Genomic DNA, 14688 nt, shown 5'->3' with positions numbered 1-14688 from the left:
GATCAATCGGAAACGCTGTCCTGCCATGCCGGGAGCGCACCTGCCTGGTCGAATATCGCCTTGCCGCGATCGCTCAGCCAGCGGCCGGCCACCGCAACCAGCTTGCCGTTCTCGCATAGCAGCGGCATGCGTGGCCGCCGCCAGGGCGGCACGGCGCCTTCCTGGAACAGGTCGCGCAGTTCCTTGGTGATGTGGTTGCCTGCCGTGCGTATGCGATCGCCGGGCTGTCGGTAGCGGACCGTGAGCGGCGTAGCCAGGCGGGCGCCGTCGAGGGTGAGCACGCCGCCGCCCGGCAGCACCAGCGATTCGCCATGCCAGGGGCTCGACCAATCCGTGTCGAAGGGGTGGCATCGTGGCATCGCCCACAGCCGCCCCTTCCACACGCGCACCTCCGTGTCTTGCCAGCCCACCAGGGGGAGGCGCTCTGCCGATGCTTCCCGGATCTGGCGTTCGAGCGCCTCGCGTTGTGCGGAGGTGGGTGAACTCAGGCCGGCGGCGTGAAGCCAGTGGTCGAGCATAGGCGCGCGCCATGCCGGACGCAGCTCGAGCCAGCCGTGAGCGTCCAGGGTGTTCTCATCGAGGCGCAGTTGTTCGAGGGCATCGATCCAGCCCTCTCGCAAGCCATCCGCCGCCTCGCGGCACAGGCGGGCACTGTGCGTGATGCTGACGGCGGCCTGCGGCCACTGGTCGATCAGGGCGGGGATGATCGTGGCGCGCAGGAAGCCACGTGCGATGCGCGGATCGTCGTTGGACGGATCATGCAGGGTGGACAGGCCATTGGCCGTGATGTGGTCGAGCAGGGCGGCACGCGGGAGATCCAGCAGGGGACGCCACAGCATGCCGGCGGCCAGCGGTCGCAGCGGCTTCATGCCGGCAAGGCCCTCCGGCCCCGCGCCGCGCAGCAGCTTGAGCAGGACGGTTTCCATCTGGTCGTCGCGGTGGTGGGCGAGCACGATGTGCTCGCCCGGTTTCAGGGCGGACGCGAATGCGTCGTGCCTTGCCCGTCTCGCTGCGGCTTCGATGCCCTCGCCCCGGGTGAGGTCCACCGTGACCCGCACGACCTCGATCGGCACGCCGAGCGAGTCACACAAGCGTCGGCAGTGCACTGCCCATGCAGCGCTTTCGGCGTGCAAGCCGTGGTCGATATGCAATGCGCGCAACGGTGGCCTTGGCATCTGGCCGGCCAGCGCGTGCAGCAGCGCGGTGGAATCGGGGCCGCCGCTGAAGGCGACGACCAACGGCGTACCCGACACCTCGTCGAGCGCGCGAGCCAGGTGATCGGTCAGTGAGCTGCTCATTTGCCCTTCGCGCGCAGGCGAACGAACAGATGGCGTGCATTACCCAGCTGGCGTTCCTCGACCTCGAACAAGCCGACGCCGTTGATCAGGCCGCTCAGCTTCGAATAACCGTAGTTGCGCGAATCGAACTCGGGTGAGCGTTTGTTGATGATGCTGCCGATCGCGCCGAGGCTCGCCCACCCGTTCTCGTCGGAGCCGGCATCGATGGCGTTGCGAATCAGGTTCACCAGTTTGGTGTCGCCGCGCAGTTCGTGCGCCGAACGCTGCACGGGTGGCTCGGCCGCTTCGTTCTCCACCGTACCGACGAGCACTTCGGTGTAGACGAACTTGTCGCAGGCGGAAACGAAAGGCTTCGGCGTCTTCTGCTCGCCGAAGCCGTAAACCATGAGGCCAGCTTCGCGGATACGCGAAGCCAGGCGCGTGAAGTCGCTGTCGCTGGAAACGATGCAAAAGCCGTCGAAGCGGTTCGAGTAGAGAAGGTCCATCGCATCGATGATCATCGCCGAGTCGGTGGCGTTCTTGCCCGAGGTATAGGCGAACTGCTGGATCGGCTGGATCGAGTGGTCGAGCAGGGCGGTTTTCCAGCCATTGAGGTGGGGGCCGGTCCAGTCGCCGTAGATGCGCTTCACATGCGCCGTGCCGTACTTCGCCACCTCGGCGAGAAGGCCGTCGACTATCGCCGGGCGGGCGTTGTCCGCGTCGATGAGGACGGCGAGTTTATCGGTGACGTCGTTGGCCATGGGGCGATCCGCGGTCGGGGCGTGTAGCCCCGATGGTAGCCCGATCGATGTGACGCGGCTCGCGTCAGCCTTCGATGAAGGCGCCGTAGCCGCGCAGGCGCTTGTAGCGCTTCTCGAGCAACTGGTCGGTGGTCAGCGTCTCGAGTGTGTCGAGTTCGTTGAGCAGGACGGCCTTGAGGCGAATCGCCATGGACTGGGCATTGCGATGCGCGCCGCCCAGTGGCTCACGCACGATCTTGTCGATCAGGCCGTTCTCGAGCAGGCGCGGGGCGGTGAGGCCCATGACCTCGGCGGCATCCTTGGCCTTGTCGGCGCTCTTCCACAGAATGGAAGCGCAGCCTTCCGGCGTGATGACCGAGTAGGTCGAATACTGCAGCATCAGGGTGCGGTCGCCGACGCCGATGGCCAGCGCGCCGCCGGAACCGCCTTCACCCGTGACGGTGCAGATGATCGGCACGCGTAGCTCGGCCATCTCCAGCAGGTTTCGCGCGATGGCCTCGGACTGGCCGCGCTCTTCAGCGTTGATGCCCGGCCAGGCGCCGGCGGTATCGATGAACGTAAATACGGGGATGCCGAAACGCTCGGCCATCTTGAACAGGCGCAGCGCCTTGCGATAGCCCTCAGGACGCGGCATGCCGAAGTTGCGCTTGACCTTCGCCTTGGTGTCGCGGCCCTTCTGGTGGCCGACGATCATGATCGAGCGACCGTTGATGCGGGCAAGGCCGCCCACGATCGCCTGGTCGTCCGCGAACATGCGGTCGCCCTTGAGCTCGTGGAATTCCTCGCACATGGCCTGGATGTAATCCAGCGTGTACGGGCGCCCCGGATGACGCGACACCTGGCTGACCTGCCACGGCGTGAGGTTGCGGAAGATCTCGGCGGTCTTGATCTTCAGCTTCTCGCGAAGCCGGCCGACTTCCTCATCGATATTGAACGCCTGGCCGCTGCTGGCGTGGCGAAGTTCTTCGATCTTTGCCTCCAGTTCGGCGATGGGTTGTTCGAAATCGAGGAAATTGGGATTCATGGGCAACGGTGGTTCGGGAAGACCCGACAGTATACCGGGTGCCGAAGGAGGTCGGCGTGCGCCGGGGTACGGTCCTGGCAACGTCAGCTAAGTCGTTGAACGGAAAGTCGTCGTCGCTCCGCGCCGTTCCGGCACGAGGCCCTTGCCGCGAAGTAAGCCAAAGGCGGGACGTGGCGTCAGCGAACGGCTTGCTCGCCGTAGGGCGCGCCCAAATGCGCGGCTGACTTTGGTGGAATGCCGCCACCCCACACGAAAGGACGCACCCATGCACGTCAAGAAGACCCTGCTGATTCGCTCAGGCCTGCTCGCACTCGCCCTGCACGCCGGAGCGCTGCAGGCACACACCACGCCGCTTGCCGCCACCGACAATTCCGACGCTGGCGCCCGGGTCAAGCGTAGTCCCGTCATCGTCGTCCCGATTGTCGCGACGGGCGTACTGATGGCCAAGCTCGTCCGGCTGGCGCTCGCCTGGGAGCCGTCCCCGCGCGGCATGGTGGTCTGCCGCGACACGACCAGTCAGGCACTGTGCCGGGCCGGCCTTGCCAACGGCGATTTCGAGGAGCAGAACAAGCCCGATGGCGTCTATGGCTGGTATCTGACGGCCGGCAAGTATTCGCCTGCTCCCTACCTTGGCAAGACGCCGGACTCGCGGGTGCTCGCCTTGCCCGGCAAGGGCGCATCGGCGTTGTCGTCGGTCGCCCTTCCTTTCGGTTCGGTAGCTCCCGCCGATCCCGAGCACACGTATACGGTCAAGCTGCGCGCTCGTGGTTCCGGCGCATTGCCGGCCGATGTGGCGGTCAGCCTTGGCGTCGCAAAGCAGGGCGATCCCGACAGCGTGCGCGAACTCGCCTCGACCACCCGTACCGTCGGTTGGGACTGGGTCGATCTCGACTTTCGTGTCGATGGCATTGTCGGGCCGGAGCCGGGATTGCTGTTGGTAGCCATCGAGCGCACGGACGGCAATGCATCGACCATGTTGCAGGTCGACGACGTACGCATCGAGCGGACGCCGCTGGGAGTGACGGCACGATGAGGACGAACGTCCTCGCCGCGTTCGCATTCGCGTCCGCCCTGGCGCTCGGCAGCGTCAGCATGGCGCATGCCGGACATGCCGGATCGGTCCCCTCGCTGCCTTCCTGCACGGGCGGATACTTCGCTGAAGGTGCCTGTTTCCTCGCGCTGAAGAACGGCGGCTTCGATGACGGGATGCTGGCATCCTGGGAACGTGTCGGTCTTCCAGGCCACGGTATCGCGGTCGACGGCAGCACGTATGCCGCACTCCCGTTGGGTAGTGGTATCCAGCAAGCGGTCTACGCACACGGGGCGCGGAACACGGCGGACGTCGTCTACACCTTGCGCTTCCGCATCCGCGCCGAGCATGCACCGGCCGATGTGCGCGCCACGCTCGCCATGAGCACGGCCGAGCGGACTGACTTGGTTCCCCTCGGCCATGTCACCAGCATGGCGCTCACCGACGAATGGAGCACGGTGGAGTTGAGCGTGCAGGGTCGACCGTATGCGGCGCCAGCGCACGTACTTGTCACGATCGATAACGAAGGCGGTACGCCTGCTACCGTTCAGGTCGACGACATCGTGCTCATCCAGAGCAGCGACGCAGAGGTGGCCGGCCTATGAATCGTGGCATGTTCGTCTGCGGCATGCTGGCGGCGGCGGCCCTGCTTGCTCTGCCGCAGCTTGCCGACGCCCGTAGTGGCTCCCTCTTCGATGCCACCTCGTGCGACAAGGGGCGTGACAGGGCAAGCGACCCGCGCGCAACGCTGGTGAGCTGGTGTCTCGTCGCGGTGCCGAATGGCAATTTTGCCGGCGCGCCGCGACCGGCCGGCTCTGAAACCGGTAATTACAGGCACCCCTGGGAGCCCGCCTTCAGCTGGACACAGATCACGCCACGTACGGAACATCCCGTTCGCGATCACCTTATGCCGTGGGGTTACCTGGGCGAGGGTGAGCCGTCCTATGCCACGGGCGTGAACGCGAGGCCGGGCGTCGTCGTGAGCCATCCGGGCGACAGCGTCTTCCAGTGGCTTCCGGTTCCCGGGGACGACGGTACGTGGGACGGCGCGACCTCATACACCGTTCGCGTCACCTACGCCCCTTATGGCGGAAAGGGTAGTGTCGGACTGGGCATCAAGCTCATCGCCGCCGACGAAGACGGCGAGAAGGTGTCGATAGCCTTCGAAGATGCGAAGGCCGGCACGTCCGAACGTCCTGGCATGTTCGAAGCGCGGCTGGAAGTTCCACCGAACACCCGAGTTACCCAGTTAGGTGTTGCACTCGGGAAGACGGGGGATGCAACACCGCTTCTGATCCAGGACGTCGCCGTGGTCGAGGCGAAGGAAGTTCACATCGACTTCTGACTCAGTCCGCCGGACGAACCAGGCGGAGGTCGGTGCCCAGCACGCCGGGCAAGGCGCGAAGCGTACGCAAGAGGTCAGGCATGGCGCGAACGCGCCATGCCTCGCCCAGTTCGAAGCTGGCCTGTCCGGTGTCATTGCGGTAACCGGAGAGCATCAACGGCGTACGTCCGCCGCGGTACCCCATCAGCGCCTGGCGAAGATGCTGCGGGAAATCCGGGCCGATGCCGTTCAGTCGTAGTGTCAGCAGGCGGCCGAAATGCTCCATGGCTTCCGACAGGGCGTACGCCTTGCGTGCGCGAAGCTGGTAGCCGCCGGCAAAATCGTCGATGCGCAAGCCGCCTTCGACCACGATGAGCGTGCCGCGCGTAAGCAACGGTGCCGCGTCCGTGAACACCTCGCGGAAAAAGCTGGTCTCCAGCAAGCCGGTAGCATCTTCGATCTGCACGAACGCATCGCTGTCGCCACGCTTGCGCATGCCCACCACCATCCCCGCCACCGTCCACGGCGTTTCCGGTCCGCGACGGAAACGGCTGGCGTTCTCATCGTCGTCGTTGCGACGTGGCTTGGGCGGCTGGTAGCGCTGCGGAATCTCGCCGATTGGGCAGCTCGACAACTGCGCGAGCTCGCCTTTCCACGGATCGGTGGGATGACCGGACAGGTAATGACCCAGGGTGTCGTGTTCGCCCTGCAGCAACTGTTCGAGCGGCCACTCGGGCACGGCGCCGGAGAGTTCGATGATGCTCGGCGCTTCCGCCGCGCCGAAGGCGTTGCCGAAGATGTCGACCTGGCCGGAGGCGCGATTCTTCGCTTCCTGGTCGGCTGCGCGCATCGCTTCGGGCAGATGCATGATGAGGGTGGCGCGGTTCTCGCCGAGCGCGTCGAGCGCACCCGATTGCACCAGCGCTTCCATCGTGCGCTTGTTGAGCTTGTTCGAGCCGACGCGCTGGCAGAAATCCACCAGGCCACGGTACGGTCCGTTGGACTTGCGCTCGGCCACGATTTCTTCGCAGATGCCCTGGCCAACGCCCTTGATCGCGCCAAGACCGTAGCGCACGACCTTCGGTTCAACCGCTTCGAACATCCAGTCCGATGCGTTGACGTCCGGCGGCAGCACCTTGATGCCGATATTGCGGGTTTCTTCGAGGAAGGTGACGGCCTTCTCGGTGTTGTCCATGTCCGACGAGATCGTCGCGGCCATGAACTCCGCGGGATAGTGCGCTTTCAGCCACGCGGTCTGGTAGGACACCAGCGCATACGCAGCGGCATGGGACTTGTTGAAGCCGTAGCCCGCGAACTTCTCCATCAGGTCGAAGATCGCGTCGGCCTTGATCGAATCGATGCCGTCCTTCGCCGCGCCTTCGCGGAAGGTGGCGCGATGCTTGACCATCTCCTCGGCTTTCTTCTTACCCATCGCGCGACGAAGCAGGTCGGCGCCGCCGAGCGTGTAACCGCCGACGATCTGCGCCATCTGCATCACCTGCTCCTGATAGACCATGATGCCGTAGGTCTCTTTCAGAATGGGTTCGACGCGCGGATCCGGATACTCCACGGCTTCGCGACCGTGCTTACGCGCGCAGAAGCTGGGGATCAGGTCCATCGGGCCGGGACGGTACAAGGCCACCAGCGCGATGATGTCTTCGAAACGGTCGGCCTGGGCGTCCTTGAGCATGCCCTGCATGCCGCGTGACTCGAGCTGGAAAACGGCGACGGTCTGCGCTTTTTTCAGCAGGTCGTAGACCTTGGGATCGTCCAGCGGCAACGCTTCGATCACCAGTGCTTCGGTGCCTTCCTTCGCGCGGCGCTTGTTGATCGCCTTGACCGCCCAGTCGATGATCGTGAGCGTACGCAGGCCGAGGAAGTCGAACTTCACCAGGCCGACCGCTTCGACGTCATCCTTGTCGTACTGGGTGACGACACCTTCGCCGCTCGCTTCGCAGTACAGCGGCGCGAAGTCGGTCAGTGGCGTGGGCGCGATGACGACGCCGCCCGCGTGCTTGCCGGCGTTACGCGTGAGGCCTTCGAGGCTGAGCGCGAGGTCGATCAGCTGGCGCGGCTCTTCCTCCTGCTCATACACATCGCAGAATTCCTTGACGATGCGGTCCGGCTCTTTCTTCGACTTTTCCGTGCGACCCAGTGCGTCGCCCAGCGTGAGGTCGAGGGGGCGGTTGGGTATGAGCTTGGCGAGGCGATCCACCTGGCCGTAGCCCATGCCGAGCACGCGACCGGAGTCGCGCAGCACGGCCTTCGCCGCCATGGACCCGTAGGTGATGATCTGGCTGACGTGGTCGCGACCGTACTTGCGCGCCACGTAGTCGATCACTTCGTCGCGGCGATCCATGCAGAAGTCGATGTCGAAGTCGGGCATCGACACGCGTTCGGGATTGAGGAAGCGCTCAAACAGCAGCTCGAACTGGAGCGGATCCAGGTCGGTGATCTTGAGCACCCAGGCCACGAGCGAGCCGGCACCGGAACCGCGACCGGGGCCGACCGGGATGCCGTTGTCCTTACCCCAGCCGATGAAGTCGGCCACGATGAGGAAGTAGCCGGGAAAGCCCATGCCGATGATGACGTCGACTTCGCGGTCCAGCCGCGCCTGGTAGTCCTCGCGCGTCTTGCCCGCGGCAAGTGGATGAACGGCGAGGCGCTCCTCGAGACCGGCCTGTGCCTGGGCGCGAATGAACGTGTCCAGCGTGTGGCCTTCGGGCACCGGGAAGTTCGGCAGGAAATACTCACCGAAGGTCAGTTCCAGGTTGCAGCGCTTGGCCAGTTCCACCGTGTTCTCGAGGGCTTCGGGAATGTCGGCGAACAAAGCCTCCATTTCCTCCGCGCTCTTGAAGTACTGCTCTTCGCTGTAGTCGTGCGGACGCTTCGGATCGGCGAGCACGCGGCCCTGGTTGATGCAGGTGCGTGCCTCGTGCGATTCGAAGCCTTCGCGTTCCAGGAAGCGGACGTCGTTGCTGGCGATCACCGGCAACTCGTAGTCGCCGGCGAGGGCCATCGCCGCACGCACCCAATCTTCCTCATGCTGGCGACCCGTACGGGTCAGCTCGAGATAAAGGCGATCGGGGAACAGGCGGCGCAGTGATTCGAGTCGCAGGCCGGCAGCGGGCAGGCCGGCGCCGAGGGCCACGCGAGCCAGTTCGCTTTCGCGCCCGGCGACCGCGATGAGACCGCGCACGCTTTCCGGGTGCATCCAGGTGGCATCGACCAGGGCGCGGCCGGTGCCCTGGCCCTCACGCCAGGCGCGCGAGACCAGGCGCGAGAGGTTGAGGTAACCATCGCGGTCCTGGCACATCAGGGTAAGGCGCCAGGGGCGCGGGTCATCCGGGCTCGATACCCAGATGTCGCAGCCGGCAATCGGCTTGATACCCGCCGCCGTGCACTGCTTGTAGAACTTGACCAGACCGAAGAGGTTGTTCTCATCGGTCAGTGCGACGGCAGGCATGCCTGTACGCACGCACGCGGCGACCAACTGCTTGATGCGGATGGTCGAATCGACCAGCGAGTACTCGCTGTGCAGGTGAAGATGGGCAAAGCGAACAGACATGGGCGGCGCCGGGTGAAGCAGAGGGAAGGCTAACCGGGCAGGGGGTCAGGAACAAGAATTGACTTTACCAACTACCCCTGTGGGAGCCGATTCATCGGCGACGCTCTGGCATTTCCTGATTACCGCATGTGGGCTTCGGGGTGGTCGATGAACCAGAGGCCGGCGAAAAGCTTGGCGTCGATCGAGAAGCCTTCCGCAGCCCGGTCGAACAGCCACTTGCCGGCTTCGGCGCGGGGCACTTCATGCACGATGATGTTCTCGGTTTCGTCGCCGCCGCCCTTGCCGACGCGGACCAGATCCCAGGCGCGGGCGAAGGCGATCATCTCGGTGCTCATGCCTGCCGACGAAGGGCCTTCGTGGATGAACTCGATCCTGCCGCAGGCGTAGCCGGTTTCTTCCTCGAGTTCACGCCGCGCGGCGATCAGCACGTCCTCGTCCTCAGCGTCGGCAAGATCGCCCACCAGGCCGGCGGGCATCTCGATCGTGTTGGCAAGGATGGATACGCGGTACTGCTCGACGAAGACGACCTTGTCGTCGGGCGTGACCGCGAGAATGATCACGGCACCACCGGGATTGTTCCGCTCGGCGTACTCCCAGCGGCCCCGCCGCTTCAGGGTCAGCCACTTGGCCTTATGCAGCACCTCTTCCGGCGCACTGGCGTCGTCAGGGATCGGCGAGGCGTGGGGCAACGGGCTGGTCTGCATGGGCGGGCTCCTTGGCGATGGATACGAAGTATCCGTCCAAGGGTAGCGCGGCCGTGTGACGTTGGGTGGAAAGTCGTCCCCGATCAGATCAGGGCGCGCAGCCGCGACCGGGTCAGCGGGCCGAAGCGCAGGCGCTCACACAGTTCGTCGAGCGTGGCGGCCTCGCCCTGGCGACGGCGCAGCGCATCGGCGGTCTCCGCCACGGCGATATCCAGGGCGATGCGCGTCAGGCGGCGGCAGAGCAGGGCCTGCTCCGCATGTTCGCGCAGCCGCACCGCGCAGGCCGCCGCACCGCGGATGCGCAGGTACGGCACCTCGTCGATCCGGTCGAGCACGGCGTCAAGGCTGCCGAAGTGGGCAAGCAGGGCGGCTGCCGTTTTCGCGCCGATGCCGGGCACGCCGGGAATGTTGTCGACGGCATCGCCGCACAGCGCGAGGTAGTCGGCCACCTGGTGGGGATGCACGCCGAGCTTGTCGAAAACGCCAGCCGGACCCCAGCGGAGATTCTTGGCAAAATCCCACTGTTCGTCGTGCTCGCCGAGCAGCTGGCCGAAATCCTTGTCCGCCGAGACGATGACGCCGCGAAAGCCATGCGAGCGCAGTCCCCACAGCGCGCTGCCGATCAGGTCGTCGGCTTCGTACTGGTGGTCGTTGAGCACGCTGAGGCCCAGGGCCGCGGAGATCTCCCGGCACAGCGAGAACTGGCGCACGAGCTGCGGAGGCGGCAGCTCGCGGTTGGCCTTGTAGGCCGGATAGATCGCATTGCGGAACGAGGTCGTCAGCGAGGCGTCGAAGGCGACCGCCACGTGTTCCGCGCGAGTGCGTTCGAGCAGTTCGCACAGGAATCGCGTGAAGCCGTGCACCGCGTTGACCGACTCGCCGTCCTGATCGTGGAACTCGTCCGGCATGGAATGCCAGGCGCGAAACACGTAGAGGCTGCCGTCCACCAGGTGGACGAGGGAGTCCCCGCTCACGGTGCCCACACGCTCACGATATCGTCGTAAGCCGGCCGCTCGCGCTCCGGCGCGTCCATCGAGGGCGTGCCGATATGGAGGAAGCCGATGACGTGTTCGCTTTTCTTCATGCCCAGCAGCTTTGCCACGTTGCGGTCGTAGGCGGCCCAGCCGGTGAGCCACTGGGCGCCGTAGCCGAGGGCCTGCGCGCCGAGCAGCACGTTGTACGCCACGCAGCCAGCGGTGAGGTTCTGCTCGAGCTCGGGCACCTTGCTCTCGTCGTCGATCTTCGCCGACACGACCAGCACCAGCGGCGCGTGGTCGTAACGGCGCAGCTCTTTTTCGCGCTTGGATTCGGAGAGGTCCGGATTGGCCTCTACGGCGAATTTCGCCAGTTGAGCGCCGAACTGACGCTTGGCCTCGCCGCGCAACACGCGAATGCGGAACGGCTCCAGCTTGCCGTGATCGGGCACGCGGATCGCCGCTTCGAGCAGGCGCTTGAGAGTGGTTTCGTCAGGCGCCGGTTCGCCGAGCTGGCGCGAAGGCACGGAACGGCGATGGTCGAGGAGGTCCAGTGTGGTCTGCGTCATCCGCCCAGTTTAGCGGAACCGCCCGGCGGCGGCCCACGGTCACCCGGAGGCGGCGGCAACGCGTCGTTCGGGCCCATGGTATCGATGGCCTGGCGACGCTGTTCTGGCGTCTGGTTGCGCCATTTCTCCATCAGGGCCTGCTTCTGCGCGGGAGGCAGGTTGCGGAAGCGCTCGAAGGCGTCATGCAGCTTGGCGCGTTGTTCAGGACTGAGGTCCTGGAATTTCTGCTGGTTCTTGCGGGCTTCCGCGCGTTCTTCCGGTGTCATGTGCTGCCAACGGTCGATCCGCTCGCGGATCTGGGCGCGACGCTCGGGCGGCAGGCCTTTCCAGCGCTGCGCCATCTCGAGCATGTGCGACTGCTTTCGCGGCGTGAAGCCATCCCAGTCGTGAGCCACCGGGGAAAGGATGTCTTTCTCGTCGGGCGTCAGCTGGCTCCACGGGCGCGGTGGCACCGGGGGATGCTCGCTGTTGGGCCAGTCGGACCCGCCGGGCGGCGACGGCCTGTCCTGCGCCCCGGCGGCAAAGGGCACAGCCAGGGCGAGCAGGCAGGCGATGACGAGGGAATGGCGGCGCATGGCGATCACTTGTGGGCGGCGGACGGCTGCGTATCGTTGTAGGCCAGCCAGCTATAGAACTGCAGGTTCTGGTACAGGGCGGGGTCGGTGCTGTCCGGATCCGGCGGAAGATCGGTCGCTGCATCGGCGTCGGCCGATTGCATGATGGCCGGCGGCGCCGAAGGCGGCGCGCCGCCCGGCTGCCAGAGCATCAGCGATGCCAGGGCCACGACGGCGAAGGCGCCGGCGGGAAGCATCAGGCGACGCACCGCGGATTCGTGCGGCGCCGCCAGGGCCGTACGCCGGGCCGCGCGCAGGCGGCCGGCCGTGGCCGGGTCCACATCGCGGCTGGCGCGCAGGTAGAGTTCCCGGGCGCGACGTTCGAGGTCTCGATCGTGCTGGCTCATCGCCAAGCCTCCAGTTGATCGCGCAGCGCATGCATCGCGCGCGAAAGGTGAGTCTTTACACTGCCGTCGGAGCAGCCCATGACGGCTGCCGTTTCGGCGACATCCAGCCCTTCCATGATGCGCAGCGTGAACGCCTCGCGTTGGCGCTGGGGCAGCTTGCGCACCGCGACGACAATGTCGCCGTACGCCTGTGAATCCTGCAGCCGGGCCGAAGGGTCCGGACTGTCGTCCGCCGGTTCCCAGGCGGGTAACTCATCGCCGTCGTCATCGCGGCCTCCACCGATCCAGCCGACGATGATCGAGCGAACCTTGCGCCGGCGCTGGAGATCCACGATGCGGCGGCGGAGGATGCCCCAGAACAAAGGGGTCCATTCGCCGGGCGGCTTGTCCGCGTAATGACGAACCAGACGGAGCATCGCGTCCTGCACGGCATCCATGCCGTCCTCACGGTTTCCCAGGTGGATTTCGGCCATGCGCCAGGCCCGGCGCTCGATGGCCGCCAGGAAGGCGTTCATGTTCGCCGGTACCTCGCGGACGTCGTCCAGAGATGCGCTGTCGAGCGCGAGCGAGCCGTTCACGGCGCCCTTCGCTTCGTCGGTGTTGGCATCCTCATGCTCCATATAGCCTGGATCACTCCGGTAAACGCGGTCGGCGACCGCCGGTTGACTGGTCTGCACCGGCCATCTTCCTAGGCCGGCGATTTACCGCTTATGAAGTCAGGGGCGTCCCGGGGCCCGGCGTCCGATCGGCCAGGCGACCAGGGCGGCCAGAAGGGCGCCGGACACGTAGAGCGCGAGGTCCCACGGGCCCTGGGCCAGGCGGGCCAGCTCGAGCAGCATGGAGGCGCCGGCATCATGGATGGTCTGGCCGAAGCCAAGGCCCATCATGCTGGAGATCGTCGCCGCGGCGACCAGGCAGGCCGTGTACACCGCGGCGATTAGGGTCGCGAGGGCCGCCAGGGCGGCGCCCGGGCCGCCCTCGATGCGCAGCCAGCGGCGCACGACGATGCCGAGCACCCAGCCCACCGGCAGCACCAGGGCCGGCAGGGCGCGGCCGAACATCATCGACGGCACCATCCAGACGGCACCGGCGGCGAAACCGAACGCGACGGCACAAAACGCACCGAACAGGAGGCCGGCGAGACGGCGGATGCGCTCAGCCGGCATGGTGTTCCTTCGGATGGCGCATGGGATCCCGACGTGGGCAAAGGGGGGCAATGATAGCGGGCTGGCGGTCGTCGCGCTCTTGAGGCGGTGGGCGGTCGCCCCGACTTACCATGCAGGATGCGTACCGTCAGCCTCGTGGCGGGCGCATAATCGACGACTTTGCGGCCGTAGGTCGGCCTTCACAGGACACCAATGAGCGGTTTCAGCCTCAGCAGCGAACCTTTCACCCTCGAGCGTGACTGCCAGGCAGTCATGGTGCCGCAGGGAGAAACGGTGACGCTTCCGGCCGGCCAGATCGGCTACATCACCCAGGCCCTGGGTGGCAGCTTCACCGTGTACGTGGAAGGCAACCTGTTCCGCATTGCCGGTGGCGACGCCGATGCACTCGGTAAGGAACCCCCGCGCCCGATCGAACTGGAAGATGGCGCGTCGGACGACGAGGTGGAAAAACTCGTCTGGCAGCAGCTGCGCACCTGCTTCGATCCCGAGATCCCGATCAACGTGGTCGAGCTCGGCCTGGTGTACGACGTCAGCCTGGAGTCCACGGACGAGGGCGCGCGCAAGGCGTACGTGAAGATGACCCTTACCGCGCCCGGCTGCGGCATGGGCGACATCCTCGTCGACGACGTTCGTACCAAACTCGAATTGATTCCGACGGTGACCGAGGCCGATGTCGACCTCGTGTTCGATCCGCCCTGGAACCATTCGATGATGTCCGACGCGGCAAAGCTCGAAACCGGAATGCTTTAAGCCACGGGCGAGACGGCGATGTCGGCTTCGAGCGACGCCTCGTAGAGGGCGATGGTCCTGATATTCACGGGTGACCAGTAGCAGGCCGGCACGCGGTCTCCGGTCACCTGCACGTGCAGCCCGAAGTGCGCGTCCAGTTCGAGGCTTCGAATGGTAGCGACGATATCGTCGCGATGCGGTGCCAGCACGGCGAGCAACTGGCTGAGCGCATCGTCCAGCGAGTAAGTGCGCTGCTCGTCCAGCTCCACGCACCAACCATGGCTGCGCCGCTGCAGCGAAGCCCCTTCGGTCTCCCCACGCTGCCAGCTCCTTGACGTTGGCACGCGGAGTTCGCCAACCAGATGGTCGAGGGTGTGCCGTTCCGATGTGAGTCGGAAAGAGACGCGCACCGAAGGCGTCATCTGGCGAAGGTCGAGGTCGATGTCGGTGGGCTGCGTCATGATCGGCATCTTCGCAATTTCATGGGGCCTAGGGAAATCCCTAGGTAGTCGACCGCGAAAACTTGCGCTAGGTTGACAAGGACTTTCGGCGGGGGGCCGAAGGTTGCAACGGGCATCGCGCTTCGGCGCGTCAATCATAT

The 14688-nt window shown here is 65.8% G+C and carries 16 protein-coding genes; 4 read left to right on the top strand and 12 right to left on the bottom strand.

What is annotated here, in order from left to right:
* Positions 1–2: 2 nt before the first annotated feature.
* The 3 genes from tilS to ACVWWJ_RS17955 all read right to left on the bottom strand — a co-directional run bounded on the left by tilS (position 3) and on the right by ACVWWJ_RS17955 (position 3062).
* Positions 3–1298: a tRNA lysidine(34) synthetase TilS gene (gene tilS, locus ACVWWJ_RS17965; protein ID WP_456968955.1), complete on the bottom strand. Its 1296-nt coding sequence runs from the start codon at positions 1296–1298 to the stop codon at positions 3–5.
* Complete coding sequence (locus ACVWWJ_RS17960; protein ID WP_159895417.1) at positions 1295–2038, bottom strand: NYN domain-containing protein; 744 nt, start codon at positions 2036–2038, stop codon at positions 1295–1297. Before ACVWWJ_RS17960 ends, tilS begins: the two co-directional genes overlap by 4 nt.
* Before the next feature lie 64 nt (positions 2039–2102).
* Positions 2103–3062: an acetyl-CoA carboxylase carboxyltransferase subunit alpha gene (locus tag ACVWWJ_RS17955; protein WP_159895415.1), complete on the bottom strand. Its 960-nt coding sequence runs from the start codon at positions 3060–3062 to the stop codon at positions 2103–2105.
* 265 nt (positions 3063–3327) lie between these two features.
* Between ACVWWJ_RS17955 and ACVWWJ_RS17950 the strand changes: the two genes are divergently transcribed.
* The 3 genes from ACVWWJ_RS17950 to ACVWWJ_RS17940 are packed head-to-tail and all read left to right on the top strand — an operon-like array spanning position 3328 to position 5437.
* Positions 3328–4095, top strand: coding sequence for a hypothetical protein (locus ACVWWJ_RS17950; protein WP_456968954.1), 768 nt, complete (start codon positions 3328–3330; stop codon positions 4093–4095).
* A complete protein-coding gene (locus tag ACVWWJ_RS17945) occupies positions 4092–4697 on the top strand; it encodes a hypothetical protein (RefSeq protein ID WP_456968953.1) in 606 nt (201 codons plus the stop codon). Before ACVWWJ_RS17950 ends, ACVWWJ_RS17945 begins: the two co-directional genes overlap by 4 nt.
* Positions 4694–5437, top strand: coding sequence for a hypothetical protein (locus ACVWWJ_RS17940; protein WP_456968952.1), 744 nt, complete (start codon positions 4694–4696; stop codon positions 5435–5437). Before ACVWWJ_RS17945 ends, ACVWWJ_RS17940 begins: the two co-directional genes overlap by 4 nt.
* 1 nt (position 5438) lies before the next feature.
* Here the strand turns inward: ACVWWJ_RS17940 and dnaE are convergent, their stop codons facing one another.
* From dnaE to ACVWWJ_RS17900, 8 genes are all read right to left on the bottom strand, one after another.
* Positions 5439–8984, bottom strand: a complete 3546-nt coding sequence (gene dnaE / locus ACVWWJ_RS17935) for a DNA polymerase III subunit alpha (protein ID WP_456968951.1) — start codon at positions 8982–8984, stop codon at positions 5439–5441.
* 119 nt (positions 8985–9103) lie between these two features.
* On the bottom strand, positions 9104–9688 hold the full coding sequence (locus ACVWWJ_RS17930) for an NUDIX hydrolase (RefSeq protein WP_159896345.1): 585 nt from the start codon (positions 9686–9688) through the stop codon (positions 9104–9106).
* Positions 9689–9771: 83 nt separating this feature from the next.
* On the bottom strand, positions 9772–10662 hold the full coding sequence (locus ACVWWJ_RS17925; RefSeq protein ID WP_456968950.1) for a 5'-3' exonuclease: 891 nt from the start codon (positions 10660–10662) through the stop codon (positions 9772–9774).
* Complete coding sequence (locus ACVWWJ_RS17920; RefSeq protein WP_159896341.1) at positions 10659–11231, bottom strand: nitroreductase family protein; 573 nt, start codon at positions 11229–11231, stop codon at positions 10659–10661. The genes ACVWWJ_RS17925 and ACVWWJ_RS17920 overlap by 4 nt, the downstream gene beginning before the upstream one ends.
* Positions 11228–11806 carry a DUF3106 domain-containing protein gene (locus ACVWWJ_RS17915; protein WP_159896339.1) on the bottom strand — a complete coding sequence of 193 codons (579 nt, stop codon included), beginning with the start codon at positions 11804–11806 and terminating at the stop codon, positions 11228–11230. The genes ACVWWJ_RS17920 and ACVWWJ_RS17915 overlap by 4 nt, the downstream gene beginning before the upstream one ends.
* Positions 11807–11811: 5 nt before the next feature.
* Positions 11812–12192, bottom strand: a complete 381-nt coding sequence (locus tag ACVWWJ_RS17910; protein WP_159896337.1) for a hypothetical protein — start codon at positions 12190–12192, stop codon at positions 11812–11814.
* Entirely contained in the window at positions 12189–12812 is a 624-nt protein-coding gene (locus ACVWWJ_RS17905; protein ID WP_456969735.1) for an RNA polymerase sigma factor, read from the bottom strand. Before ACVWWJ_RS17905 ends, ACVWWJ_RS17910 begins: the two co-directional genes overlap by 4 nt.
* A 96-nt stretch (positions 12813–12908) precedes the next feature.
* Positions 12909–13358, bottom strand: coding sequence for a hypothetical protein (locus tag ACVWWJ_RS17900; protein WP_456968948.1), 450 nt, complete (start codon positions 13356–13358; stop codon positions 12909–12911).
* A 192-nt stretch (positions 13359–13550) separates the two neighbouring features.
* Here ACVWWJ_RS17900 and sufT point away from each other — a divergent pair, with 192 nt between their 5' ends.
* Complete coding sequence (gene sufT / locus ACVWWJ_RS17895) at positions 13551–14108, top strand: putative Fe-S cluster assembly protein SufT (protein WP_456968947.1); 558 nt, start codon at positions 13551–13553, stop codon at positions 14106–14108.
* Here the strand turns inward: sufT and ACVWWJ_RS17890 are convergent.
* Positions 14105–14548 (bottom strand): DUF4279 domain-containing protein, encoded by a 444-nt coding sequence (locus ACVWWJ_RS17890; protein WP_456968946.1) that lies wholly within the window; start codon positions 14546–14548, stop codon positions 14105–14107. The genes sufT and ACVWWJ_RS17890 overlap by 4 nt on opposite strands.
* Positions 14549–14688 lie beyond the last annotated feature (140 nt).

It is taken from the genome of Luteibacter sp. HA06 (genome assembly GCF_054061215.1).
The sequence above is the reverse complement of the archived record's forward strand: the minus strand, read 5'-3'. Positions and strand labels throughout refer to the sequence as shown.

Excerpts from the sequence above, each read along its gene's own strand:
- tilS (WP_456968955.1), bottom strand. The coding sequence starts at position 1,298 with ATGAGCAGCTCACTGACCGATCACCTGGCTCGCGCGCTCGACGAGGTG.
- ACVWWJ_RS17960 (WP_159895417.1), bottom strand. The coding sequence starts at position 2,038 with ATGGCCAACGACGTCACCGATAAACTCGCCGTCCTCATCGACGCGGAC.
- ACVWWJ_RS17955 (WP_159895415.1), bottom strand. The coding sequence starts at position 3,062 with ATGAATCCCAATTTCCTCGATTTCGAACAACCCATCGCCGAACTGGAG.
- ACVWWJ_RS17950 (WP_456968954.1), top strand. The coding sequence starts at position 3,328 with ATGCACGTCAAGAAGACCCTGCTGATTCGCTCAGGCCTGCTCGCACTC.
- ACVWWJ_RS17945 (WP_456968953.1), top strand. The coding sequence starts at position 4,092 with ATGAGGACGAACGTCCTCGCCGCGTTCGCATTCGCGTCCGCCCTGGCG.
- ACVWWJ_RS17940 (WP_456968952.1), top strand. The coding sequence starts at position 4,694 with ATGAATCGTGGCATGTTCGTCTGCGGCATGCTGGCGGCGGCGGCCCTG.
- dnaE (WP_456968951.1), bottom strand. The coding sequence starts at position 8,984 with ATGTCTGTTCGCTTTGCCCATCTTCACCTGCACAGCGAGTACTCGCTG.
- ACVWWJ_RS17930 (WP_159896345.1), bottom strand. The coding sequence starts at position 9,688 with ATGCAGACCAGCCCGTTGCCCCACGCCTCGCCGATCCCTGACGACGCC.
- ACVWWJ_RS17920 (WP_159896341.1), bottom strand. The coding sequence starts at position 11,231 with ATGACGCAGACCACACTGGACCTCCTCGACCATCGCCGTTCCGTGCCT.
- ACVWWJ_RS17915 (WP_159896339.1), bottom strand. The coding sequence starts at position 11,806 with ATGCGCCGCCATTCCCTCGTCATCGCCTGCCTGCTCGCCCTGGCTGTG.
- ACVWWJ_RS17910 (WP_159896337.1), bottom strand. The coding sequence starts at position 12,192 with ATGAGCCAGCACGATCGAGACCTCGAACGTCGCGCCCGGGAACTCTAC.
- ACVWWJ_RS17905 (WP_456969735.1), bottom strand. The coding sequence starts at position 12,812 with ATGGAGCATGAGGATGCCAACACCGACGAAGCGAAGGGCGCCGTGAAC.
- ACVWWJ_RS17900 (WP_456968948.1), bottom strand. The coding sequence starts at position 13,358 with ATGCCGGCTGAGCGCATCCGCCGTCTCGCCGGCCTCCTGTTCGGTGCG.
- sufT (WP_456968947.1), top strand. The coding sequence starts at position 13,551 with ATGAGCGGTTTCAGCCTCAGCAGCGAACCTTTCACCCTCGAGCGTGAC.
- ACVWWJ_RS17890 (WP_456968946.1), bottom strand. The coding sequence starts at position 14,548 with ATGACGCAGCCCACCGACATCGACCTCGACCTTCGCCAGATGACGCCT.